Genomic DNA, 25,219 nt, shown 5'->3' on the forward strand with positions numbered 1-25,219 from the left:
GTATGAAAGGGTTGAATGGAGTGTCACCCTGCAATCAATTTGGCATAAAATGAAGCATCAATGAATGGATGGAGAGGGATTATTTATGATGAATAGGAAGGGTGGAAGAGTAGATGGTAGACGCAAGTTTAGAAGGGAAGTTGAAGGGAAAGGTGGTGCCAAGAAGGGGATTACAGCTTGTGGACAAGGCGTATTATTTTCCTTTGGTCCAGAAGGAGTACGGTTTACACTTCCTGTAGCAAACAGTGTGGAAGAGGAGAGGGTATCTTCGCTTTACTTCCGCTGGGTTAAGCCCAGCAGGAACCGGATGCTTGTAAGGGAAAACGTAGCTGATGATGGCTGGTTTCAGGATGTAGAGGATCCAGGTCTTCGCTATCAACGATTGGTGTACCAAGAGGTATGGCAAGGCGTTGATTTGGTTTTTTATGGAGATGAGCAACAGTTAAAATATGATGTCATCGTTCATCCCGGAGCTTGCATCGAAGATATACGCTTTCTTTACGAAGGTGGGGGAGGGTTGACCTGTAGTGAGAAGGGGGATTTGTACCTTTACACTCCGCATGGTGTTTTATGTGAAAGACATCCGCTAAGTTATCAAGAAGATCAGGGTGAAAAAATCGTTATCCCAAGCTCCTTTCATCTCTATTCTGACGACTCCTTCGGTTTTGATGTGGCAAAAACCTATGATGCGAATCAGGTACTTGTTATTGATCCCGTCGTCTTTTTCTCCACCTATTTGGGAGGGACGAGAAGAAATCAAGGAAATGGTATTGCGGTGGATGGGATGGGCAATTCCTATGTGACCGGCTCTACCGCTTCCCCCTTTAATTTTCCCGTTACTACAGGTGCTTTTCAGACAATTAATATCGGAGAGGATAGCGCTTTTGTAACAAAATTTAACCCTGAAGGTAGTGGGCTGATCTACTCTACTCTGTTAGCTGGAAATCAACAAGACTTTGGCGTCTCGATTGCGGTTGATGGTGCTAGAAATGCTTATGTGACCGGGGCGACAACATCACCTGATTTTCCTATTACGTCTGGAAGCTTTCAAACCCAGTTTAATAACGCGAATAACCAATCCTTTGTGACGAAAATAAACGATACCGGTACGGCTCTTATTTATTCTACATTCTTAGGTGGCTCAGGTATTGTGAGTGAAACCTGCGGTATGGGGATCGCCTTAGATGCGTCTAATCATGCTTATATTACAGGGACCACAAACTCATCCAGTTTTCCAACAACACCAGGTGCTTTTCAAACGATCTTTAGGGAGAAAGGTTCGATTCTTACCGAGGGAGATGCGTTTGTCACCAAATTTAATCCAGCAGGATCTGCTCTAATTTACTCTACTTTTTTAGGCGGGATCAATTTGGATCAAGGTGCGGGCATTGCCGTGGATGAAAGCAATCAAGCGTATGTGGTGGGGTCCACTTTATCAACCAATTTTCCGACGACTCCAGGTGCTTTTCAGACCATCGCTCTCCCAAGAAATTTTTATGCGTTTGTCTCAAATCTCAATGCCGCGGGAAGCGGATTGGTCTACTCTACACTCTTGGGAAACATGAATACAGAAGGTGCGGCTATTGCACTGGACGGGGCCAATAATGCTTATGTGACTGGTTTTACCGATTCAACTACTTTTCCAACAACCCGTGGTGCCTTTCAAACGATCTTACCACTAGGAGATTTGGATGCCTTTGTCACCAAGTTTAATGACGATGGGAGCCGTTTATTGTATTCCACTTTTTTAGGTGGCTCATTGGATGATACAGGAACAGGAATTGAGATCGATGCATTAGGAAGTGCTTGGGTTACAGGCTGCACTTGTTCGCGGGATTTTCCTCTGACATCGGATGCTTTCCAGGATCGATTTGGGGGTGTGGCCGATTCCTTTATCACACAAGTAAGTTATTCCGGACGAGGGCTTACCTATTCTTCCTTCCTAGGGGGAAATAATACAGATGCAGGCGCGGATGTTGCGATCGATTCACAACAAAACGCTTATTTTACTGGAATTACACTTTCCACTGATTTTCCAGTCAGCTTTGGTGCATTTCAACTGTCCTTTGGACCTGTGAGTTTCATGAGTTCACAAGCTTTTGCTTTTAAATTGGGATCGCTTTCTGCTCTAGGTCCGACAGGACCAACCGGTCCTCAGGGACCACGAGGACCTCGCGGAGCGCGTGGACCACGCGGGATAGGGGGAGGAGAGGTCGGCTAGCACGCTCATTTCTAATTTGTGGATGAGATAGAAGGGGAGAGGGACTCCAATGGTGATCCCTCTCCCTCTTTTCTTTAGATGCTCGTAACCGGTGATAGGGGATCTTCTCAAGGGAGTTTCTCATTCATCTATGAAAAACCGCCATGTCCATGGGGGAAAATCCAGTAAGGAAACTCTCCTACTTCCCCTTAGCCTACTGCATAACAGAGTGTGCAAAAGTGCAACACTATTTGAGCAGACAGGCTAAAGAGGAGAATGAGAATGACTCTACAGCAGGAAATTGCTTTACTAGGTTGGAGCGTGCCGTCTCGCTTTACCCACGAAAAGCGCATGTGATGCGTTTAGACTTTCTAGAGGGGATAGTCGGACATGAGGAGATGAAGAGGCATACGTTATTTAGTCCTATGCCAGGAAAGGTGATCGAGCAAGAGGACTTCGCTTGCCTCATGGGGCCATTTTTTTGTGGAGAAGATTGCGAGGGGATTCGAGACCTGCTCACCTAATAGAGCAAAGAGAGAGGATCTGTTGTATGAACAAAGCAGTAGAAGTGGACACACAGGAATTTGAGGAGGCACTACGAACCTTAAAACAAGCAGATGCCTATGCGAAGGAATTGTATATCACGGACGTCTTACAGAAAGCCAATCATCTTATGAGTCAGGAAGGAGGTGCCGAGGCGCTTTATGCGTATGCTGACCAATTTGAGGATGCAGGTATTTTTGAGAATTCCCCGTGGAGTGATCCGTGTAAATTGCAGCCCCGTTTGGTGGCGGGAACCCTTAAAGGAGAAGGGGCGGTAGCGACCAAGGAGATTCTTAGTGAGTTGAGGATGCTGGCTATTGCGGAAGAGACACTTCAGCATGCTAACGTCCCTCCTGAGAAAGCGCGTCGTTTTCTCCATGAAATGATGGCGAACAGCTTGGAATTTTTATTTCCTAATCAGACGGAAGCGGATCGGATAGCGGGAGATGAAGAACAGAAAGAGCGAGCAAGGCGTCTATTGGAGTTTTTGATGGAGCACCTTTCTGTGGAGAGATTGGTGTGTTCGCTTACACAAGAAATGGAGTGCTTACTGGTTCAACGTCCCATTTTGGTGGGACGAGTGGTGGAGATGATCAAAAAAGCGGAGAAGATGGTCAACAATGGTCCCGATGCAGAGCATCAGCAAAAGTTGGAGCACTTTATTGAAGCGGTGAATGGTCCGACATGGGGAAGTAAAAAGCATCGAACGCCAGCTGCCTATCGGAAGTTTATACAAGGAGCCGATACAGAAAAGTTGAAGCAGGAAGCCATTGGTTTTGTTGCTTCGATGTTGTCGACGGGATTGGTAGCCAAGCATCATGCGGTACTCGTTCGCTATGTAAGCAAACATCATCTTGGGCTCCTGTCAGCCTGTCTAGGGTTAAGTGCAAAAGGGCGAGCCGATCTGGAGGAACATGCGGACTTCATTCAACAGCTGGTGCAAGTAGCGATCCATCCTGCGACAGCACAGACAGTGTATGGACTTTACCGCATGTTGGAGCGAGGCGTGTTATTCTCTGCTCCTGTCGTCCCTGGTCTCAAACGCCTGATTGAGCTGGATATTCAGCCAGAGGTGCGCTCCATCCTGTTAAACGCTTGTGAAGGCAGGGAAGGAAACGATGGCATCACTGCCAATAACATATTGGTAGCTGGAACGATCAGTGTGTTGGGACAACCGTTGGGAGTGGAACAAGGACTAAATCCTACCTGTCAGTCGGCACGTGGGATAAGTTTGTGGTCACAACATGAACCAGGTTATCTTTTACAGTTGATTCCTCGTGCGGCGCGCGATGGCGATCTTGAGATGCCTTTCGAGGGTACCTTCATTCATTCCAAAGATTTGCCTGGAGGGTTGGTGGATGAGTTACACGAAGAGTTGGATCCTGTTTCCTTGGTGTTGGTACCTCACCTTGATAAGATTTACAATGAAATGATGCGTCGTGTGGCGATTCGGCCTGATGACGGTCATAAATGGGTGAATCCGGCCTTTTATGGAAATTGGATCTCGCGTGGATTTCAGACGGTGTGGGATCAAACGACAGGGAATATTGTTGACTTTGGCGGTTTTGTGCGTCTCTTCTATGCTACCCACCATCCTGAATTTAGTGGTCGTCAGTATGGATTGATCTATCCGAACCCTGTAGGGATATTTATCACAAATATCCATGGTAAGCTCCTTGGCTTTCATGCGATCTCTATCCAACGGATTGATCATGACGAGCAGGGAGAATGGCGAGTCTACTTCTATAATCCCAACAATAATAGTTCACAGAACTGGGGCCAAGGGATTGAAGCGACCGTAGTGGGCCATGGAGAAGAGCCGGGCGAATCTTCTTTGCCTATTCATGAATTGGTTTCCCGTCTCTATGCTTTCCATTTTAATCCTTACGAGCAGGGAGATGCCTATGCGGTGGGTGAAGAGATTGTGAAACGAGTGGAGAATTTGGCACGGGAAAGCTGGGGAAAGGAATATCAATGGTTAGAAAAACAGCCACAAGGGCTCTATGGGCAACTTGCTGGGGGAGGAGCAGGGTAGGGGCGCATTGGTTCTCCCAGGTGAGGGCTAGACCCATCACCCTTTTTTGTGAGAGGATATCGTTACTGTTGTGAAAAATCGGTAAGCTGATATCCCCAGGAGGAAAACATTTCATCCAGCAGAGTGAGGGAGAGTCCCACTACATTAAAATAGCATCCCTCAATGCGATCGACAAGAAGAGAGCCAACCCCTTGAATTCCATAGGCGCCTGCTTTGTCAAGCGAGTCTCCAGTATGTAAATACCAAGTGAGCAGGGAAGGGGAAAGCGAACGCATCCATACATGGGTGGTACGGCAACTCTTTGTTTTACGTGTGATTTTTCCATTTTGCATCTCGATCAAGGAAATTCCGGTGAAGACCTGATGCATGCGTCCTTGCAATCGTTGGAGCATTTGTTTGGCTTCTTCCGTATTTTGTGGTTTTCCAAGGATCTCTCCATCAAGCGCGACAATCGTGTCTGATCCGATAATGATTGAATTTTGATAAGAGGGAGCGACAGCTTCTGCTTTACGCAGAGCAAGGGACTGAACGATTTCTGATGGTGGGAGTTGAAGGTCAATGGTTTCATCTACGTCACTGGAGTGAATCTGAAAAGAAAGGCCTAACTGTGTAAGAAGTTCTTTTCTTCTGGGTGAACCGGACGCAAGTATGAGTGGAGTGGACATTTTTATTCGCTCACTTTCTGCAGAGACGGATAGGTTATAGCGTCATAAGATGGAACTTCTTTGATTGTACGTGAAGCCAGGTTGGATAGCAAACGATGGCATGAACAGGATATTTCTTTTAGGGCGAACCTCTAGTGATTCGAGTGACTTCGGGATTTCTATGAAAAGTCTTCACTATTGAAATTAAGTTTCGCTAGATGGAAAATAACGGTGAAATCTCACCCTAGAGTTGTTGGAAGATGGGCGAGCGGTTTCTCACTGAGTGACTCTGAGCTGTGGATCATGGAAGGAAGGGAGATGCCACCCGCCCATCAACCATGCTACGATAGAACCAAATATTCCATATCGACTGCTTTCATCCGGGGCGTGTGGCACCAACCATGCGAGTTTTCTACATATAAATTGAACCCGTGAAAAGAATTCACGAGTTCATTAGTGGCTCAGAGTAGACGATTGTCTTTTTCTATTACGATTCCATTGGATTTTGTTTTTTCACACGCTTAATCAAATCGATGTCCACTTCTTTCGGCTCTTCAAACCTTCTTGGATAGCGACTGCCACGATAATATATAATATTGTTAAACATTTTCCTTGTGGGCAACTTACGAAAACCACCTACGACGGGTTGGACATCGGGTTGTGGATTCGACTCGATAATCCAAATCCGACCCTTTCTATCCAGAGCAATGTCTAACCCAATTTCTCTACACTTAGGAGAAGTTCCTGTATGGTTCGCCACTCTTAGACTAAGGTTTTTTATCTTTTTAATGGTAGCTTCAGGGTTGACGGGAGCGGTAGAAAGAGCCATTGTTTTTGAAGCAGGTAGGATCGCTCCTTTCCCCCGTTTATGGTTTGTAATGACCAATCGCTTATTTCCAGCTTTTTTTCCATAATACCCGGTTACGACCCAAGGGGAGTTTTTCGTTTTCCGTTGGAGCATAAATCGATAATCGACCGCACATTGATTGATGGTGGCTAGCGGAACATATTGTTGAATGAGATAGCGAGAACCTCCCCAGGTAACAAGTCGTCTTAAATGATTGTTAATTTGTTTTTTGTTTTTGTGGGTAAACCGCTTTTCAGCATAACGTATTTCAATTTTATGATTTTTTAATAAAGCGACTCGGATAACGGAATATCCACCAGTTCCTCCAGAAGGCTTTAAAATTAAAGCTTTGTACTTATTAAGCATTTCCCACATTTTAGGAATACTCCACAATTGTGTCTCCGGTAAAAAAGAAGAAATTCTAGAGCAAGAGGACATGCGCTTATGAATCTTCCATTTGTATCCTAATTGAACCATCTCACTTTTCTCTCCCTTACTGACGAAATTTACAAACGGACGGGAAGCTTCTACGAAGCTATTTCTTCTTACTATCATATGTAGAGAAACTGGTTCGGTTCATGATATCTAACGATATTTTCTTATAGAATGTAAGAAAAAGAGCCTCTGTTTCTCTCATGTATAAGAAAGAAGAGGCTCTTGTTGATATAGGAGTACATTATTTTTGTTTTCTACTGTTTTCCAATAGGCGATAGACGCTCTCTTCATCTGGGGTGACGAAGAGGGTTTTTTGCTCGTCGTAAATGACATAGCCGGGACGGGCCCCATTGGGTTTGCGTACATGTTTGACCAAGGTATAGTCCACAGGCACTTGGCTAGAACTGCGTGCTTTACTAAAATAAGCGGCGAGCATGGCGGCATCGTGGAGGGTTTCTTCGCTCACGGAGTCTCCACGAATGACAACATGAGAACCAGGGATGTCTTTGGTGTGAAGCCAAGTATCCCTTGCGGAAGCCATTTGCTGGGTTAAACGATCGTTCTGCTTATTATTTTTGCCTACGAGGATAAGAGTGCCATCATGGGCGTAGTAGGAAGTGGGAGCGGGTTGTTGAGAGTTCTTCTTCTTTTTGCTAGATTTTTTTTGTGCTTTGAGAAAGCCACTTTCCTGTAGTTCTTCGCGGATTTCTTCTAAATCGGAGATAGAGGCATTCTCCAATTGTACCAAAACCGTTTCGAGATATTCATTGTCTGTCTCTGCTTTGTTGATCTGCTCTTCGTTCCACTTGCGTACGGCTTTTGCTTTATTGTACTTCTTAAAATATCGCTGTGCATTCTCAGCAGGAGTTTGTTCGGGGTCCAGTTTGATCGTTACTTCTGGAGCCACTGGGTCATAAAAGTTGATGGTCGTAAAGGAAGTGTCTCCCCGCTTGATTTCATGCATATAGGCAGTTAAAAGTTCACCGTAGATTCGGTATTGGTTAGCGTTTTGTGCAGACTTTAATTCTTTTGCTAGCTTCCCTACTTTCTTTTTGTTTTTCTCTAATTCGTTTTTCAGTTTTCGGATAAGGTCTAAGCTTTGTTGGCGCGTACGGTCCCGGTCAGCTTTCCCATAAAAGTAGGCTTCCAAACAAGCGCTCATCGAATGATAGACAGTCTTTTTCTTGTTAAGGTGAGTAAGAGGGATCGCTGAGAAAATCAGCTTTCCTTTTTCATTTTCAGCCGTCAGCGGTTGGTAATGATGCTGACGTACTTCTGAAAAAACAGCCTGGAAGGACTCCCATAATTCTTCGCGTCGTCCCAATCCCGCACGATGCGTAATCTCACGGGCGACGAGGGGCCCAACACCAAGAAAGCGCTCAATGAGTTGTTGATCCATTCGTCCGCGATTGAGATCAATGGATTGGATAAAAGCATCTCTTTCCGTCTCCAACGGATTTTTCTTTTGTTGTTCCGGTGGAGCGAGATAGGTCGCACCCGGAATCACTTGCCGGTATTGGCTAATGGCGGGGGTTACATGGTGAATGCCATCCAAAATTTTATCTGTTGTTGGGTCGATTAATATAATGTTGCTATGTCGCCCCATCATCTCAATAATGAGCCGGCGAATCCCTTCATCTCCTAATTCATTACGTGCACGGATGTCAACGTGAATGATTCGTTCTAAACCAACCTGTGTGATGTTTTCGATAATGCCTCCTTCGCAATGCTTGCGCAAAAGCATACAAAACATCGGGGGAAGCTTGGGTTGGTTTACTGGGTAATGAGTTAAATGAACCCGTGAGTAAGCAGGGTGAGCAGAAATGAGTAGACGTTTATTTTCTCCGTGAGAGCGTAGGTGAAGCAGTAGTTCATTTTCTGTCGGTTGATAGATTTTTGTAATGCGTCCTCGTCGTAGTTGTTGGAGCTCTTCTACGACCGCCCGTGTGACGATGCCATCAAATGCCATGAGGATCCCCCTTTCCAACGTTCCTTTTCTTCTAGTTTAGTATACATGATCATAAGTGACAAAGGAGAGGATTTGTGTCCGAAAGAATAGGACAAATGATTCTGAGGAAGGGATTATGATAAAGTACAACGAATAGTACTATACAAGACAATATCAGATTGTTTTTATTAGTGTTTCTATTCATTCGAGAAATATTATTCTATTATTCGTTTTTTCAGGAGGGGAGCAAGTGTCCGAACCATTGTTACAAATACACAATCTTAAAACGCACTTTTTCACTGATGATGGCATTGTTCCTGCTGTCGACGGGATTACTGTGGAAGTACATAAAGGAGAGACACTCGGACTTGTTGGAGAGTCTGGATGCGGGAAAAGTATGACCTCACTCTCGATTATGGGCTTAATTCCGGAAAAAGGGAAAATTGTTGAAGGGAAAATCTTATTTGAAGAGCACGACTTAACGAAAAAGTCCGAAGGAGAATTAGGGCGAATTCGCGGGAAAGATATATCAATGATTTTCCAAGAGCCGATGACCTCTCTTAATCCTGTACTAACCATTGGTGATCAACTGACAGAAGGACTTCTTTTACATCATAAACTTCATAAAGAAGAAGCGCGGAGTCGAGCCATTGAAATGTTGAAGATGGTAGGATTTGCGCGCTCGGAGGAGATGATGAAAGAATACCCTCACCAACTATCGGGTGGGATGCGGCAACGCGTGATGATTGCGATGGCCATGTCCTGTAATCCCAAACTATTGATCGCTGATGAGCCGACGACCGCTTTGGATGTGACGATTCAAGCGCAGATATTGGATTTGATGCGAGAAGTAAAGGAGAAGTTTTCATCTTCGATTTTATTGATTACGCACGATTTAGGAGTTATCGCAGAGATGGCAGACCGTGTGGTTGTCATGTATGCGGGACGAGTGGTAGAGGAGGCACCGGTGGAAGAATTGTTTGAAGAGCCTGCCCATCCTTATACACAAGGTTTGATGAAGTCGGTTCCCAATTTGGATGAGGAGAATATCGATGGTCGCCTGTACTCCATTCGGGGCAATGTCCCTTCTCCTGATCAATGGCCGACAGGATGCAAATTTGCCCCTCGCTGTGATCAGGCATGGGAACGATGCTTTCAAGCAGAACCGCAGTTGCTTCCAACTTCTACTGGGCACCGAGTTCGTTGTTTTCTATATGATCAAGAAGTGATTGAATCGGAAGGAGAGAGAAAAGAATGAGTGATTCTCTACTCGAAGTCAAACAATTGAGTAAGCACTTTCCGATTCGTGGGGGAGTATTGAAGCGAACGATTGGTCAGGTGAAAGCGGTTGATCAGGTTAGTTTCTCCGTGAAGAAGGGGGAAACCTTTGCATTGGTAGGCGAATCAGGCTGTGGCAAAACGACCACAGGGCGTACTTTGATGCGCCTTCTTGATCCAACAGAGGGTCAAGTGTTATTTCGCGGGCAGGATATTGCTCATCTCTCACGGAGGGGCTTACGTCAAGCACGCCGTGATTTACAGATGGTATTCCAGGACCCGTATGCTTCCCTGAATCCGACGATGACGGTAGGTCAGCTGATTGAGGAGCCGATGCGCATTCACGGCATTGGTTCCAGTCAGGAGAGAAAAGAGAAGGTGCAGAGCTTGATGGAGACGGTGGGGTTGAATGCTAGCTACATGCAACGCTATCCTCATGAATTTTCTGGTGGACAGAGGCAACGAATTGGTTTAGCACGCGCATTATCTCTTCATCCCAAGTTAATTATCGCGGACGAACCTGTTTCTGCCTTGGATGTCTCTATTCAATCGCAGGTGTTGAACTTGATGGAAGATTTGCAGGAAAAATTTGATCTGACGTATATTTTTATTTCGCATGATCTTAGTGTGGTCAAGCACATGGCAGATCGAGTGGGTGTGATGTACCTCGGTAGAATGGCAGAGATTGCTCCGAAAGAGAAGTTATACCGCAAGCCTGCACATCCCTACACACAAGCCCTCCTATCTGCTGTGCCAATTCCCAATCCGAAAAGGAGAAAGGAACGCATTGTTTTAAGTGGAGATGTCCCCAGTCCAGCCAATCCACCGCAGGGATGCGCTTTTCATCCAAGATGTCCACAAGTGATGGATCGTTGTAAGGTGGAGCGACCGGAGTTGATTCAGTTGGATGCAGATCACTATGTTGCTTGTCATCTGTTTGATGAGAAGGAAGCAATAAATACTTAATGAGAAGAACCATATTGCTAGGCGTGGTCTCATAGAATGTAGAGGGAATCGCACCTATCTCAAAGGATGAAAGGGAGGTGATGCCAGAAGGAGGTTTACCTAGATCACTTGTGGAAGGGCATGAAATCACAAATAGATGGAAGGGGTTTGAGGGGGAATGAAGATGAAACGCAAATCTTTTTTGCTGAGTCTAGCGCTCATAATGGTATTATCTGTATTTTTGGTGGCTTGTGGTTCGGATGAAAACAATGCAGATCCCTCTGATAAAGGGGAGAGTGCAGGTGATCCAGTAAAAGGGGGAACCGTCACGCTGGCTATGTTTAGTGCACCGAAAGGAATCTTTAATCCGATCTTTTACGAGGATCAGTATGACGTCTATGTACTCAACTATACATTTGAAGATTTGTTTGAGTACGATGAAAATTTGAATTTGCAGCCCAACCTAGCGAAAGAATATGAATTCTCAGAGGATGGGACGGAACTGACCATTTCCCTGAAGGAGAATTTGAAGTGGCATGATGGAGAAGATCTCACGATTGACGATATGATCTTTACCTGGGAGACCATTGCAGATAAAGACTATACGGGTCCACGCCTCAGCATGGTGTCCACTATCAAAGGAGCCACAGAAAAGAACGAAGGGAAAGCCGACACCATCTCCGGTCTGGAGAAGGTAGACGATCTAACAGTGAAAGTAACCTTTAACGAAGCGCGTGCCAATCATCTCTCTAACTTGTGGGATATGCCTATTCCGGAGCACTTGTACAAGGATACACCAGTAAAAGACATGCCCAATATTGATGCGACCAAGAAAGCACCGATCGGCAGTGGGCCATTCAAATTTAAAGAAATCAAGCCGAACGAGTATGTTGTACTAGAGAGAAACGAAGACTTCTTCGATGGTGAACCTTACCTTGACAAAATTGTCTGGAAAGTTTATTCGCAAGATGTTGCCTTGGGGGCATTGCAAAACGAAGAAATCGATTTCTTGACGCAAATTGCACCGAAAGAATTTGAAACATTGGAATCAGATGAGAATCTGACGGTAAAAGAAACACAAGATTTTGCTTATCAGTACATGGGCTTCAATCTGACCCTGGAGAAATTGCAAGATGCTAAATTGCGTCAAGCGATGGTTTATGCGATCGACCGTCAAGGGATCGTGGATGGACTTCTCAAAGGGCACGGTGCGATCCTGAATCAGCATATGCCACAAGCTAGTTGGGCGTACAACGAAGAGCTAAAGGATGCTTATTCGTATGATCCAGAGAAAGCCAAGTCGCTTTTAAAAGAGGCTGGATATGAAGATAAAGATGGAGATGGATTTGTAGAAGATCCGGATGGGAACAAACTTTCGCTCAAGCTCTCTTATCCAACGGGAAATCCGGTACGGGAGCAATCAGCTGCACCCATTCAGGAAAATTTAAAGGCTGTTGGGTTAAATGTGGAGTTGGATCAACCGGCAGAAGTAGCGGCTTACTATGAAAATGTAGAACAAAGTAAATATGAGCTTTTCTTAGCTGGTTGGAGTTTGACGCCGGATCCAGATCCATCGGGGATTTGGCTGAGCACGGATCAATGGAACTTCCCACGTTGGGAAAACGAAGAAAGCGATAAGTTAATTACGAGCGCTGTCGCGGCAGAAGATGCAGTTGCGGATCAAGAAAAGCGTAAGGCGTATTATGCGAAATGGACGGAATTGGTTAGCGAAGAATCTCCCTATGCTTTCCTCTACGCACAAAATCGAATTGAAGCTTGGAACAATCGGGTGCAAGGGGTAACCTTTGACTGGCGTGGGGCAGTGGAACATCCTGATTTCCACAAGTGGTGGATTCCCGAAGATCAGCAATAGTTGAATAGGAAGACCGGGATAGAAGGAAGAAGGGCGTGCAGCGGGATGACACGCTGTACGCCCTTTCTTGATATCAGGAAGGGGGCAAGCATTCTTGCTACAATATACCATTCGTCGCACGTTGATCTTTATTCCGATGATGATCATTATTTCGGTTATTTTGTTCTCTTTGATTCAGATTGCACCTGGTGATGCCTTTACGGGTCAGTTTGACCCCAATTTGGATGCCTCTTATTATGAGAAAATGCGCGCTCAGTTTGGATTGGACAAGAGTCCAACCCAGCAATACTTTATTTGGGCACAAAATGCGATGCAAGGAGAGCTGGGCATCTCCTTTCGGCATAAGATTCCGGTAGCGGAACTGATAGGAGATCGTATTGGGAATACCGTCCTCCTTGGGGTTAGTGCATTGTTATTAACCTACCTCATTGCGATTCCACTGGGAATATACTCTGCACAGCGTCCATACACATTGGCGGACTATAGTTTAACCGGGGCTGCCTTTATCGGATTATCGATGCCTAGCTTTTTCGCAGGTTTGTTACTCATCTATTTATTCGCTTTTCAGATAGATCTCTTTCCGTTCAGCGGTACGGTTACGGCGGGCGGGGACAATGAGGGCTTTTCCATGATAGCGGACAAGCTTCATCATCTCGTCTTACCTGCAGTAACGCTCTCGATTATTAACATGGCATCTTACACTCGATATACACGTGCCAGTGTTTTGGAAGCTAAATTGCAAGATTATGTTCGAACGGCTTATGCCAAAGGTGTACCACGCAAGAAGGTTTTGCGGAAACACGTGCTTCGGAATGCCCTTTTACCATTAGTTACCCTATTTGGTTTGGATATTGGCATTATTCTGAGTGGAACAGTGATCACAGAAACCATCTTTAGCTGGCCAGGACTGGGGCAATTATTATATGAGTCGATTGTCAATCGAGATTACCCAATCATGATGGCGGTAACCGTCATGGCCTCTTTCTTTGTATTGTTAGGGAATCTGGTGGCTGATATCTTATATGCGGTGGTTGATCCGCGCATTCGCTATGATTGAGAGGTGACTTGAATATGGAAGAGCCAGCAATCCAACAATCTGAAGTCAAAGTACCATCTACAGGACCTACACCTTCACCAAAAGAAAAGAAAGGAAAGTCGCCTCTGCAACTGGCGATGCGTCGTTTCTTTAAGAACCGAATGGCGATTGTCGGTATTCTCATATTGATTTTCGTGACTGTCCTATCTGTCTTTGCTCCTCTGTTAAGTGAACAAGATCCATTAAAAACCGATTTGTACAATACTGAGGCGAAGCCGAGCAGTGATCATCTCTTGGGTACGGATGAAACAGGAAGGGACATTTTTACCCGATTACTGTATGGAGGGCGTGTCTCACTCTTAATTGGTGTGGTTACGATGTTGGGAACTGTTTTTATCGGGGCTACCTTGGGGGCTTTAGCTGGTTACTACAGGAAATGGGTGGATACGGTTGTGATGAGGCTGACCGATTTGGTCTTGGCGCTCCCTTTCTTACTATTAATTCTGTTTGTTGTGGCCGTTATCGGGGAATCAAACATGTGGATTCTCATCGGAATTTTGATGGTGGTCGTGTGGCCACAGACGGCAAGGCTGATGCGAGCAGAGTTTTTGTCATTGCGGGAGCGTGAATTTGTGTTAAGTGCACGTGCGGCAGGCTGTCATGACTTTCGCATTATCACGCGTCATATCCTCCCCAATGCGATCGCGCCTTTGATTGTGAATGCGACGCTTTTGATGGGTTTGATGATTACGATTGAGTCCTCACTCAGTTTCCTTGGTTTTGGCGTACCGGAGCCGACTCCTACCTGGGGAAATATGCTTAACTCAGCTAAAAACATCCGTACACTCTCCAATGAGCCGTGGCGGTGGATCCCTCCAGGCACACTGATCGTGATTACCGTTTTGGCGATCAACTTTATCGGTGATGGATTGCGCGATGCGTTTGATACCAAGTCGACCAGACGATAAACAGGGAAGAGTTGCTCGATGGAAGGCTTGTGATTTACGGTGCTATCATAGCTTTGTTCATCGGTGGTATGTTTGCTATGTATCATGCACCTTAAGTGCAGAGTCCGCAGAGCTAGCAAGGGGATACAGTGGAATAGTTGGACACCTTCTCATCATAGGTTGGTGGGATAGGCGAGGCGAGGGGTTCCTTCTTCATTACTAGAAAGGAACCCCTCGCCTTCGTTTGTTAATAAGGAAAAAGAGAAAATAGGTAAGGTTGTGTCCAAGTTGGATTTCAATAGGAGAAGAGGAGGTAGGAGAGTGACCGTTATTACGCTCTCGTTTCTAAAAAATCAATTGCCTTCATTAGAATCTCTAGGGAACTTTAATCATCGGTTACGAGAAGTTCCTATAGATCGATGTCGACTACAAGAAGCGATCGAGGAAGCAGAGAAGTGGCTATCGGAAGTAAAAGAAAAAGGAGACGAAGCGTCTCTCCTTTTTCTGCTCGGCTACCTTGGTAATGCTTACCGCGTGATGGGAAATCTGTCACAGGCCACAACCTATCTAACTGAAGCCGTAGCGATCGCGAAGGAAAGGAATGAACCTCGTCAACTCATAGTAGCATGGATTCGGCTGGGTGAAGCGTATAAGTACCAAGGAAGGGTAGATTATGCAGAGAAGCTTTTTCTGAAAGCGATGCAATGGTGTACCACCTATCCGGTGGTCACATACGAAGATTTTGCTCTTCAGCATCTGGGAAAAATGATGTGGGAACAAGGAAGGCTCAGTGAGGCGGAAGTGTTGTTAGAAAAAGCTCTTACCATAAGAATGAAGAAGGGAGATCAATCATTAATTCAATCAACGACCTTGGCGTTGGAGAAGGTGAGGGAGGAAAGGTAATCAAGGGAGAATGGTGTAACCCCGATACCTTTTCTTGGTCAGTTTCCTGCGAGCTCCCCGTGGTCCTTGTGCATTCTATCGCTTCATATGGTCCTGTGCTCCCGTCGCTTCAGAAGCTCTGAGAGATTCTTTTACGAAAATATACGCATCATTGGTTCCTCCAATGATGATTTTGTTTAGTTAATACCATGGAGTAGATTCTGACTTCACTCAATGCAGAAGTGGGTAAGGGATGAGGTACAACCCAAAATGGGTGAGATGATGGGAATGATAGGTATACCCCTATCCTTTTAGGCACTGATACCCCTATGCAGCATAGGATAAAGCACCATGATAATGGAGGGGTCCGAAATGAAGGATGTGAAGAATATTGGGACACCATCTATACTGTTTAAGCCTTCTGAAGAAAATGGACGCGGACGAAAGGGTTATGTTGCCGAAGGATCAGGAATTCATTTTACGTTTTTGCCAGAGGGAGTGCGCTATAGTCTTGAAGGTTCTGAGTTGATGCTACGGTTTGTGGAAGTGCACGAAATGGTATTTCCAAGAGGGATCGAGCAAAATGGCGCAGGGTTTATTCGGGTTGCCTATGAAAGGATATGGCAAGGAATTGACGTTGTGTTCTATGGAAAAGAGGATTTACTGAAATATGATGTGATTGTTCACCCAGGTGCTTGTCTTGAAGATATCGGATTCAAATATGAGGGTGGTGAGAAGCAGAGATTAAGCGAGTGTGGCGATTTGTTCGTTTATACACGAAAGGGTGTCCTCTGTGAAGAAAAACCGGTAAGTTTTCAATGGGCGGGACAGGAGAAGAAGATGGTGCCAACGGCATTTCAGTTGTATGCGGATGAATCGATTCGGTTTTCTGTTGAGAAAGGAGCCTATGATCCATCACGTCTACTCGTTATTGACCCCATGGTGTTTTACTCTACTTATCTTGGAGGGATAAATCGAGAGTCGGGGAATGGTATCGCGGTGGATTCTGCTCGAAGCGCTTATATAACCGGTCCGACCTTATCTAGTAACTTTCCCGTTACTTCCGGCGCTTTCCAGACCCTACTTAATGGATCTGCCGATGTGTTTGTCAGCAAGTTAAATGAAGCTGGTAGCTCACTTGTCTACTCTACTTTGATTGGGGGGAGTGGAATCGAGGTAGGATTAGGAATTGCGGTGGATGCATCCCAAAATGCTTATGTGACAGGACAAACCCGATCGACTGATTTTCCTATTACCTCGGGGGCCTTTCAGACGGTAAATCAATCGGCTCCAACTGCCGACAATGGATTTGTTACTAAGCTGAATGATAGGGGAACTTCTCTTCTTTATTCCACTTTTCTTGGTGGGAGTGGAGGGGATACAGGACTTAGCATTGTTGTAGATGCTTTGAATAACGCATATGTAGCTGGTGTCACATCGTCCACCAATTTTCCAACCACAACCGGGGCTTTTCAACCGGTGTATGGCGGAGGATTGGTGGATGCCTTTGCAACTAAATTAAACCCAACAGGATCAGCCCTTGCTTATTCCACATACTTGGGTGGGAGAGAGACTGACCGGGGATTTGACATTATTATCGATGATAGCAATCAGGCTTATGTAGTAGGTGATACAGATTCAACAAACTTTCCAATTACCAATGCCTTTCAGCCAATCTTTGGAGGGGGTGTAGATGCCTTTGTTACGAAATTGAATACTTCCGGATCTTCATTAATCTATTCGACCTATTTAGGTGGAGCGGAAAGGGAAGAGGGAAGTGGAATTGATTTGGACGGAGCAGGTAACGCGTATGTGACAGGAAATACAGCTTCGAACGATTTTCCGACGACGTTCAATGCGTTTCAAACGAGCTTAACTGGAGGGCAAGATGCTTTTGTGACTGTATTGGAGTCGACAGGCGATTCTCTGGTGTACTCTACCTATCTCGGTGGAGCGGGTACGGATTCTGGAGGGAGAATTGGGGTTGATTCGTTTGGAGCGGCTTGGGTGATTGGCATAACAGGTTCAACAAACTTCCCCCTTACCTCGGATGCTTTTCAAGACAGCTTAGCTGGGCCATCCGATGCCTTTGTGACACAGATGAGCTTTGCCGGTCGCGGTCTTTCCTTTTCATCTTATCTAGGTGGAGGTGGTGCTGATGAGGGATTGGATGTCGCGATTGATGGGCAAGAGAGTGCTTATTTTACTGGGTCTGCTTCATCTAATTTCCCTGTATCCTTCCATGCTTTCCAGAGAAGATTTGGAGGAGTAACGGACGGGTTTGTGATGAAAGTAGGAGCACTTACATCGGTAGGGGCGACGGGTCCCACTGGAGCGACCGGAGCACAAGGTACAATAGGACCCAGAGGTCCGAGAGGTCGACGTGGACCGCGGGGACCAAGAGGGCCACGTGGTATAGGAGGAGGGGAGTTAGAGGGGTAGTATATTACCACAGGTCAAAAGGATTTGCGCCAAATCCACTGCATCCTTTTCAAAAAGGTGTTTTTATCTGCAAATATGAGAATGAGGCTTATATACTGTGCCGTTTGTTGAATGTGGCATTTATATGGGGCTCAGAACACTGTGATTCTTTTTCCATCCCGCTCGAAAAATCTTAAGGGCAGGTGGTAGCTTCTCCTACAAGGCTTTCAGGATGAAGCTACCACCTAGAGCCGTACTCATTGGACAATCGATTTGAGGAGAACTGTGAGAAGAACAAAATCTAGTTGGATTAAAGTAGCTCTTAGAAGTAGAGAGAGATCCACTCTTTTACTAGTAGCTAAAAGCTTGATTCCCCACTACTCCCTCCCTGTGGACCTCTTGCTCCCCGTGGCCCACGTGGTCCGCGGGGTCCAATGGCTCCGGTTGGTCCTGTTGGACCTACCGCAGAAAGGGATCCCACTTTTAGAATGAAAGCATCGCCAGGCCCTCGTAAATCAGATTGATAGGCATTAAAAGTAACTGGGAAATTGCGCGATTCAGTCGATCCACATACATAAGCACTTTCGGTGCTATCAACCGCCAAGGCATTTCCTGCGTCGCTCCCCCTACCGCCAAGATACGAAGAAAAGGAGAGTCCTTGTCCTGAGAAGCTTATTTGGGTGACAAATGCATCCAGTGTGCCACCTGCAAACCTATCTTGGAAAGCGTCAGAAGTTACAGGGAAGTTGCTGGACTGCGTAAAGCCAGTTACCCATGCTGTACCAAAGGAGTCGACCCCAATCCCTCGGCCTTGATCTGTTCGCGTCCCCCCTAGATAAGTGGAATAAATCAGCGTCGATCCTGAGTCGTCCAGGTTGGTTACGAACGCATCTACTCCTCCGGCCTTTGTCGTCTGGAAGGCATTTGCTGTTGTCGGGAAGTCACTGGAACTTGTCAGCCCTGTGACATAAGGTTGGTTACCCAGATTAAGCGCGATGGCGCATGCTTGGTCACTCCCACTTCCACCTAAGAAAGTAGAATAAACAAGATCTGATCCAGCTTCATTAAACTGTGTAATGAAAGCATCACCTTGACCGCCATACTTCGTTTGAAATGCATTCGTGGTTACAGGAAAGTCCGTTGAGGTAGTGGAACCTGTTACAACGGCTCGATTGCGATCATCCAAAGCAATTCCTAATCCAATATCCACTTTTCCTGACCTGCCTAAATAGGTTGAATAAACAAGCGAAGAGCCAGTAGCATGAAACTTGGTAACAAAGGCATCGATATCGTTCCCAAAGGTGGTTTGAAAGGCACCTGATGTTGTTGGAAAGTCAAACGAATTGGTTTGCCCCACTACATAGGCCTGTTGACTATCATCTACCGTGATTCCTTCACCAACATTGGAGAGTTGGCCTCCTAGAAAGGTAGAGTAGATCAACGATGTGCCCAACGGGTTTAGCTTACTAACAAAGGCATCTGGAAATCCTGTAAGAGGACCGAAATTCATCTGGAAGGCTCCTGAAGTAACAGGGAAATTAGTGGATTGTGTAAAGCCGGTTATATAGGCGTTGTTATCCATATCGACTGCAATGGCTCTGCCTGTATCTTCAAAGTTCCCACTTAAAACAGTAGAATAAACCAGAGAATTTCCTGCTTGATTCAATTTGGATACAAAAACACTATTCCCAAATACAATACGTGTTTGAAAGGCACCTGACGTCACGGGGAAGTCAGTCGAATCCGTGGTTCCGACGATATAGGAATTTCTTTCTCCATCTACGGTGATCCCATTTGCTTCATCTGATCGATTACCACCTAAATAAGTGGAATAGAAGACAACAGGATCGATAATCAGTTGCTTCGTTGGGTCATATTCCGGACCGATGCGGAAACCGATCGATTGATCTGGGTGAAGTTGGTAAGTAGTGAAGACAGATCGTTTTGTTCCTTGTTCTTGTTGAAAACTGATTGGCTTTTCTTCGCAGAGAAAGCCCTGAGAAGTGTAAATCACTAAGTCTCCATTTTCTCCAATGGAAAGTCCTTTGCTTTCCTCATACATCCAACGAATATCATCGATACAAGCACCTGGGGAAACCACTACATCATACTTGAATTGCCCTTTGGATTGATAAAAAACCAGATCGATCCCTGTCCACAGCTCCTGATAGCTGATCCTATCTTGCTGGCACTGCTCTATGCCCACTTGTGGATGGCTGTTCAAAAATCGGAGTGTAAGATGCTCTTCCCAACTTTTTTCGTTTTCTGCAAAATGAAAAGTTACTCGATCAGAAGAGAATATAGCACTTATACCCTCTCCAACCATCGAATAGCTCCCATTCCCGCTGTATTCAGAGGAAATCAAGTGAGAGTTTCGATCGGATTTCATCCGCTGTATTCCTGTTTCCATCTCATTTTCTCCCTTCTTTTGAGAAAATTATTGGTTTTAGGCCATGTGTTTTTATAATTGTATGTGATTCATTTACGATATAAGAGCAGTAAATTAAACTCGATCCGAAAATAATATGGGTCTTTCTCATTTTAGAAGAAACCCTATGTTTTTAGGGCAATCGATTGCAAGTGAGTAGGTGGGAGCGGTTCAACCTCTTTGGCTGTGGGTACTTGTGCCCTTTGTTTAGATTAAGCATGAAATGAAAATAACCCACATACAATATGGCGATCATCAAAGGAAAGAGGGAGAAAAATGAGTTCATTAGATGGGTTGGTTGTTATTGGTCCGAATGGAGTTGGATACAATGAGATTCGGAAATTATTCAATGACCGATTTGACAAATTCCCCAATTTAATTATCCTTCCGAGAAATGATAATGAAGCAATAAGAGCGATTTCATTCGCAATCCAAAATGGGATGCGGCTTAGAGTCAAGTCGAGAGGAAGAAGTTATGAAGGTTTTGATGGTGCAGATGGCCAGCTAATGATCTCGAAAGAATTGATGAAAGGGGTGAATGTTGATTCGTCTAGGCAAATAGCAAAAATAGAAGCAGGAGAAATCATGGGAGATGTGAACAAAGAGTTGGCTAAGTTTGATCGATTTATCCCACCATCCGCTTTAGCTACAAGTATGTCAGGCAATATTTGTGGGGGCTTTTCCTACCTTACACGCAAATTTGGCTTGACGATTGATAGCTTGGCAGGAGTGGATATCGTTATTGCAAAAGGCAAGAATCAACTTCCCACGCTGGTGCATGCAAATGCGAATAAATTTCAAGACTTATTCTGGGCAACTCAAGGTGGTGGTTTGAATGTACCTGGCTTTATTACCCGCCTACACTACCGATTACGACCTTTGGTGAATGTTAGTACCTTCCTATTGAAATGGAATGTAAACAACCCTAGTGATTTCAGTAAAATAGGAAGAATACTAAACATCTATCAATTTTGGGGATCGGAAGTTACGCGTGATCTCACTTCTTCGTTTGCGATTACAAATACAGATGCTCGGGCAATCGGAATGTTTGTCGGCTCTCAAGAGCAATTGAGGAGAATATTGCAACCATTACTCGATACACAGCCGGACATTGTAGAGATCGAACCACCTACCTCCATTCAAAATGCATTTGATCGAGTAGTTACTCAGGATATCTGGTATCAGACCATGACAGGGAAAGAGCAACTATTCTTCAAGAATACAGGAGTATTCATTGATCGCGTATTTAGTAACAGTGAAATTGAGGCAATCGTTAAACAATTTATGATAGCTCCATCGTCATCTTTTCTCATGCTCAATGCGTTAGGTGGTGCCGTACGAGATCGAACCACAGCGGAGAGTGTATATGGACATCGGAATGCTAAATATGCAGTAGAAATCTCGAATAGTTGGGAGCAACCTGTAACAAATCGGGCAGAGCGCATTGCGTGGGTGAACAATTTACGTCTTCGTATTGAGAGAAACAGAACAAAAGAAGCTTACTCTGGTTGGGTCGATCTATTGTTAGAAGATCCCGATCGGCAATATTACCCACCTACCTTGGATCGATTGCGTAGAATCGATCGTGAATTTGATCCACTCGATCTATTTGGTCAACCTCAATCCGTCCGGGATTAATGAAAGAATATAAAAAGCATGTCATTTGCGTAATATGCAAGTGAGGGGTTCATCTAGCAAGAGAAAGAAGGAGTGTCCCGTAACTATCACAAGTCCACCAAATTAAAGGATAGTCATGGGGTTACTTGTATAGAACCCCTCACTCCGCTCTTCTTGTGCATAGGGTTAAAAAGAACGGCTGGCGGATAACGGTTGTTTGGAGGGTATGGGGAAATGAGTATGGACGAACATAAAAAGTCCGCATCTACACAAGGGGTAGGGTGTAAGGTGATTGTGGTTTCTGATACACGTACAATAGAAACCGACGAGAACGGAAGACTGCTGATGGAGTTGTTAGAAAAGAAAAAATTCACTATCGCTGACTATGAGATTGTAAAAGGAAATATCCGCTTGGTTCAGGAAGCGATACAGGCTGGTTGCGAGAATCCAGTTGTTGATGTTGTATTAACCAAAGGAGGGACAGGTATAGCAAGATATGATATTACGTACGAAGCGGTGTCTGAAATATTGGATAAAGAGCTCGTTGGCTTTGGAGAATTGTTTCGAATCCTTAGCTATGAGGAGATAGGTAGTGGGGCCATGATGAGTCGAGCACTCGCTGGGACCATTGGAAGAAAAGCAGTTTTTTCTATGCCGGGATCACGAAATGCTATAAATTTAGCTATGAATAAATTGATATTACCTGAGTTACGACATATTGTTTGGGATTTGAATCGTCAATAAATAAGGAACTCATTCAAAATCAGTAAAATCAGGATCAGGAGGGATAGGATGAACGAATCGGATCTGGCTTTTACGCATTTTAATGAACAGCATCGATCAAGAATGGTGGATGTATCGAACAAGGCATCGTCTTTACGTATCGCGGTCGCGTTAAGTCGCATTCAGATGAAAGAAGTGACACTTTCGAAAATCAGAGAGGGAGATGTTTCTAAAGGAGATGTACTATCCGTTGCACAGACTGCAGGAGTTTTAGCTGCAAAAAGAACATCTGATCTAATCCCTATGTGTCACCCTCTTTTTATAAGCAGCGTTGATATTCACTTTTCCTATATGGAGTCAAATACGTTAGGGATTCGTTCCATCGTAAAGACTCAGGGTGTTACTGGAGTCGAAATGGAGGCTTTGACGGCTGTAAGTGTAGCTGCTTTGACTATATATGATATGTGCAAAGCAATGGACAAAGAGATGATCATAGGGCCAACCTATTTGCTTGAAAAAAAAGGTGGAAAGAGTGGGGATTTTAAGGCTGAAACGAATGAGCAAATATTCCCGCGGGATGAGGGGACAGGGCAATGGAACTGAGTAACTTTTCTATTACAACAGATCCCATTCAAGTGGATACTCTTTATCCATGGGTGGAAGATCGAAATGCAGGTGCGATCTGTTCATTTACTGGTGTCGTTAGAGAAATGACAGATGGTCAACGTACCGTCCGTCTAGAGTATGAAGCGTATACAGAGATGGCAGAAAAAATCTTTATGCAAATAGGCAATGAAGTGATTAGCCGATATTCTTGTAAAAAAGCAGCGATTGTGCATCGAATAGGGAAGCTGGAAATTAGTGATATTGCCGTTGCTATAGCAGTGTCATCAGCTCATCGAGAGGCTTCTTTTCAGGGATGTCAGTACGCAATTGAACAGCTGAAGATGCGAGCTCCTATTTGGAAGAAAGAAATAACAGAAAGTACAGCCTATTGGGTAGGGATGGGGAAAGGAAGAGAAGTCGATGGATAGTAGAATGATTTCTATCTTCTGTTTTGGTGCATTGCGTCAAGAAATAGGGAGTCGGGTAGAGGTTCAGATGAAAACCCCTTGTACATTGCAAGAGCTAAAGGAAAAATTAATGGAAGAATACCCTTCGAGCGAACCCATTGTACGTTCAAGCTTGATTGCTGTAGATCAGTCATGTGTTGATGACAAAACTGCTCTTACCGGGAGTGAAGAAATTGCCATCCTCCCTCCCGTTAGTGGAGGTTGATAAGAAGTTTGTAGAGATGAGGAGATGTGTTAGCATGCGAGATAGGTTCCAACGCCTCTTGAAGGATCTACGTATATCCGTTATAGATCGGTGTAACTTCCGTTGTCTCTACTGTATGCCAGAAGATTCTTGTTTGGATTTCTTACCTTTTGACAAATTGCTTTCTTTTGATGAACTCCTTCGTTTAGTAAATTTATTTTCCCAACTCGGCGTGAAAAAGGTGCGTTTAACAGGTGGAGAACCTTTGTTGCGTACGGGATTGGCTGATTTTATTCGGCAACTTCGTGATATAGAGGGGATAGAAGATATCGCGCTAACGACTAACGGTGTTTTACTAAGTAAGTATGCTGAGGTCTTGAAAGAAGCGGGACTTATGCGTGTGAATGTAAGTTTGGATACACTAAAAGAAGAGGTATTTAAGAAATTAAATTCCAAACACTTTGAATTACAAGACGTTCTTAGAGGAATTGAAGCTGCGGCAAAAGTAGGTTTGAAAGTAAAAGTGAATATGGTCGTCATGAAAGAAGTGAATGATGAAGAAATCGTCCCCATGGCTCGCTATTTTAAAGGAACAGGCCATACGGTACGCTTTATCGAGTTTATGGATGTTGGAAATCAAAACAAATGGAATCTAGATAAAGTGGTGCCTAAATCGGAGATTTTGCGTTCCATCCGGGAAGCCGATATGCCTTTCGAAGTAGTAGAAGGTCATTCTGAAGATGTAGCAAAACGCTTTCGATATGTGGGAAGTACTGAAGAATTTGGCATCATATCTTCTATCTCAGATACGTTCTGTGGTTCATGTACCCGAGCCCGAATTTCTTCCGATGGGAAACTGTACACCTGCTTGTTTGCCAATGATGGATTAGATTTAGCTCCATTACTAAGAGGAGGAGCAGGTGACGAAGATATATCAGCTGAAATACAAGATTTATGGAGTCATCGTAAGGATCGCTATTCTGAGGAAAGGACGAGATTATCTCAATCGAATATAAAAAAAATAGAAATGAACTATATTGGGGGATAAAATGAATATTCCTCTCCAACGATGACAGATTTTGAAACCGTTGGTAGAGGGATAAAAGGTCTTAATAATATTGGATTTATTTAGTTGTAAAACCTATTCACTTGATAGCTAG

The 25,219-nt window shown here is 44.6% G+C and carries 20 protein-coding genes; 16 read left to right on the plus strand and 4 right to left on the minus strand.

Annotated features, from left to right (window positions below):
- The first annotated feature begins 85 nt into the window (after positions 1-85).
- From AC6RGY_RS03440 to AC6RGY_RS03450, 3 genes are all read left to right on the plus strand, one after another.
- Positions 86-2,221, plus strand: coding sequence for a DUF7948 domain-containing protein (locus AC6RGY_RS03440; RefSeq protein WP_499859800.1), 2,136 nt, complete (start codon positions 86-88; stop codon positions 2,219-2,221).
- Between the two features lie 143 nt (positions 2,222-2,364).
- Positions 2,365-2,724 (plus strand): hypothetical protein, encoded by a 360-nt coding sequence (locus tag AC6RGY_RS03445; protein ID WP_499859801.1) that lies wholly within the window; start codon positions 2,365-2,367, stop codon positions 2,722-2,724.
- Between the two features lie 26 nt (positions 2,725-2,750).
- Positions 2,751-4,778, plus strand: coding sequence for a hypothetical protein (locus AC6RGY_RS03450; RefSeq protein WP_499859802.1), 2,028 nt, complete (start codon positions 2,751-2,753; stop codon positions 4,776-4,778).
- A gap of 62 nt (positions 4,779-4,840) precedes the next feature.
- Here AC6RGY_RS03450 and AC6RGY_RS03455 read toward each other — a convergent pair whose 3' ends face one another.
- The 3 genes from AC6RGY_RS03455 to AC6RGY_RS03465 form a co-directional block, all read right to left on the minus strand.
- Positions 4,841-5,443, minus strand: a complete 603-nt coding sequence (locus tag AC6RGY_RS03455) for a Maf family protein (protein ID WP_499859803.1) — start codon at positions 5,441-5,443, stop codon at positions 4,841-4,843.
- Between the two features lie 466 nt (positions 5,444-5,909).
- Positions 5,910-6,824, minus strand: coding sequence for a YheC/YheD family protein (locus AC6RGY_RS03460; RefSeq protein WP_499859804.1), 915 nt, complete (start codon positions 6,822-6,824; stop codon positions 5,910-5,912).
- A 121-nt stretch (positions 6,825-6,945) separates the two neighbouring features.
- Positions 6,946-8,673 carry an Rqc2 family fibronectin-binding protein gene (locus AC6RGY_RS03465; protein ID WP_499859805.1) on the minus strand — a complete coding sequence of 576 codons (1,728 nt, stop codon included), beginning with the start codon at positions 8,671-8,673 and terminating at the stop codon, positions 6,946-6,948.
- Between the two features lie 229 nt (positions 8,674-8,902).
- Between AC6RGY_RS03465 and AC6RGY_RS03470 the strand changes: the two genes are divergently transcribed.
- The 7 genes from AC6RGY_RS03470 to AC6RGY_RS03500 all read left to right on the plus strand — a co-directional run bounded on the left by AC6RGY_RS03470 (position 8,903) and on the right by AC6RGY_RS03500 (position 18,055).
- Entirely contained in the window at positions 8,903-9,910 is a 1,008-nt protein-coding gene (locus AC6RGY_RS03470; RefSeq protein ID WP_499859806.1) for an ABC transporter ATP-binding protein, read from the plus strand.
- Positions 9,907-10,896, plus strand: coding sequence for an ABC transporter ATP-binding protein (locus AC6RGY_RS03475; RefSeq protein ID WP_499859807.1), 990 nt, complete (start codon positions 9,907-9,909; stop codon positions 10,894-10,896). Before AC6RGY_RS03470 ends, AC6RGY_RS03475 begins: the two co-directional genes overlap by 4 nt.
- Positions 10,897-11,059: 163 nt before the next feature.
- The gene (locus AC6RGY_RS03480) at positions 11,060-12,748 is read left to right on the plus strand and encodes a peptide-binding protein (protein WP_499859808.1); all 1,689 of its coding nucleotides are present in this window, start codon (positions 11,060-11,062) and stop codon (positions 12,746-12,748) included.
- Between the two features lie 94 nt (positions 12,749-12,842).
- Positions 12,843-13,805, plus strand: a complete 963-nt coding sequence (locus AC6RGY_RS03485) for an ABC transporter permease (protein ID WP_499859809.1) — start codon at positions 12,843-12,845, stop codon at positions 13,803-13,805.
- A 14-nt stretch (positions 13,806-13,819) separates the two neighbouring features.
- Complete coding sequence (gene opp4C / locus AC6RGY_RS03490) at positions 13,820-14,752, plus strand: oligopeptide ABC transporter permease (RefSeq protein WP_499859810.1); 933 nt, start codon at positions 13,820-13,822, stop codon at positions 14,750-14,752.
- Positions 14,753-15,052: 300 nt separating this feature from the next.
- Complete coding sequence (locus AC6RGY_RS03495; protein WP_499859811.1) at positions 15,053-15,634, plus strand: tetratricopeptide repeat protein; 582 nt, start codon at positions 15,053-15,055, stop codon at positions 15,632-15,634.
- Between the two features lie 351 nt (positions 15,635-15,985).
- Positions 15,986-18,055, plus strand: a complete 2,070-nt coding sequence (locus tag AC6RGY_RS03500) for an SBBP repeat-containing protein (RefSeq protein WP_499859812.1) — start codon at positions 15,986-15,988, stop codon at positions 18,053-18,055.
- A 337-nt stretch (positions 18,056-18,392) separates the two neighbouring features.
- On the opposite strand, the gene AC6RGY_RS03505 is transcribed toward AC6RGY_RS03500, so the two are convergent.
- The gene (locus AC6RGY_RS03505; RefSeq protein ID WP_499859813.1) at positions 18,393-20,444 is read right to left on the minus strand and encodes an SBBP repeat-containing protein; all 2,052 of its coding nucleotides are present in this window, start codon (positions 20,442-20,444) and stop codon (positions 18,393-18,395) included.
- 294 nt (positions 20,445-20,738) lie between these two features.
- Here AC6RGY_RS03505 and AC6RGY_RS03510 point away from each other — a divergent pair, with 294 nt between their 5' ends.
- The 6 genes from AC6RGY_RS03510 to moaA all read left to right on the plus strand — a co-directional run bounded on the left by AC6RGY_RS03510 (position 20,739) and on the right by moaA (position 25,107).
- Positions 20,739-22,100, plus strand: coding sequence for an FAD-binding oxidoreductase (locus AC6RGY_RS03510; RefSeq protein WP_499859814.1), 1,362 nt, complete (start codon positions 20,739-20,741; stop codon positions 22,098-22,100).
- A gap of 213 nt (positions 22,101-22,313) precedes the next feature.
- A complete protein-coding gene (locus AC6RGY_RS03515) occupies positions 22,314-22,823 on the plus strand; it encodes a MogA/MoaB family molybdenum cofactor biosynthesis protein (RefSeq protein ID WP_499859815.1) in 510 nt (169 codons plus the stop codon).
- Positions 22,824-22,871: 48 nt separating this feature from the next.
- Positions 22,872-23,405: a cyclic pyranopterin monophosphate synthase MoaC gene (gene moaC, locus AC6RGY_RS03520; protein ID WP_499859816.1), complete on the plus strand. Its 534-nt coding sequence runs from the start codon at positions 22,872-22,874 to the stop codon at positions 23,403-23,405.
- A complete protein-coding gene (locus AC6RGY_RS03525) occupies positions 23,396-23,836 on the plus strand; it encodes a molybdenum cofactor biosynthesis protein MoaE (protein ID WP_499859817.1) in 441 nt (146 codons plus the stop codon). Before moaC ends, AC6RGY_RS03525 begins: the two co-directional genes overlap by 10 nt.
- Positions 23,829-24,080 carry a MoaD/ThiS family protein gene (locus tag AC6RGY_RS03530; protein ID WP_499859818.1) on the plus strand — a complete coding sequence of 84 codons (252 nt, stop codon included), beginning with the start codon at positions 23,829-23,831 and terminating at the stop codon, positions 24,078-24,080. Before AC6RGY_RS03525 ends, AC6RGY_RS03530 begins: the two co-directional genes overlap by 8 nt.
- A 34-nt stretch (positions 24,081-24,114) precedes the next feature.
- Positions 24,115-25,107: a GTP 3',8-cyclase MoaA gene (gene moaA / locus AC6RGY_RS03535; RefSeq protein ID WP_499859819.1), complete on the plus strand. Its 993-nt coding sequence runs from the start codon at positions 24,115-24,117 to the stop codon at positions 25,105-25,107.
- Positions 25,108-25,219: the final 112 nt, after the last annotated feature.

The sequence above is a fragment of the Mechercharimyces mesophilus genome (genome assembly GCF_059818345.1).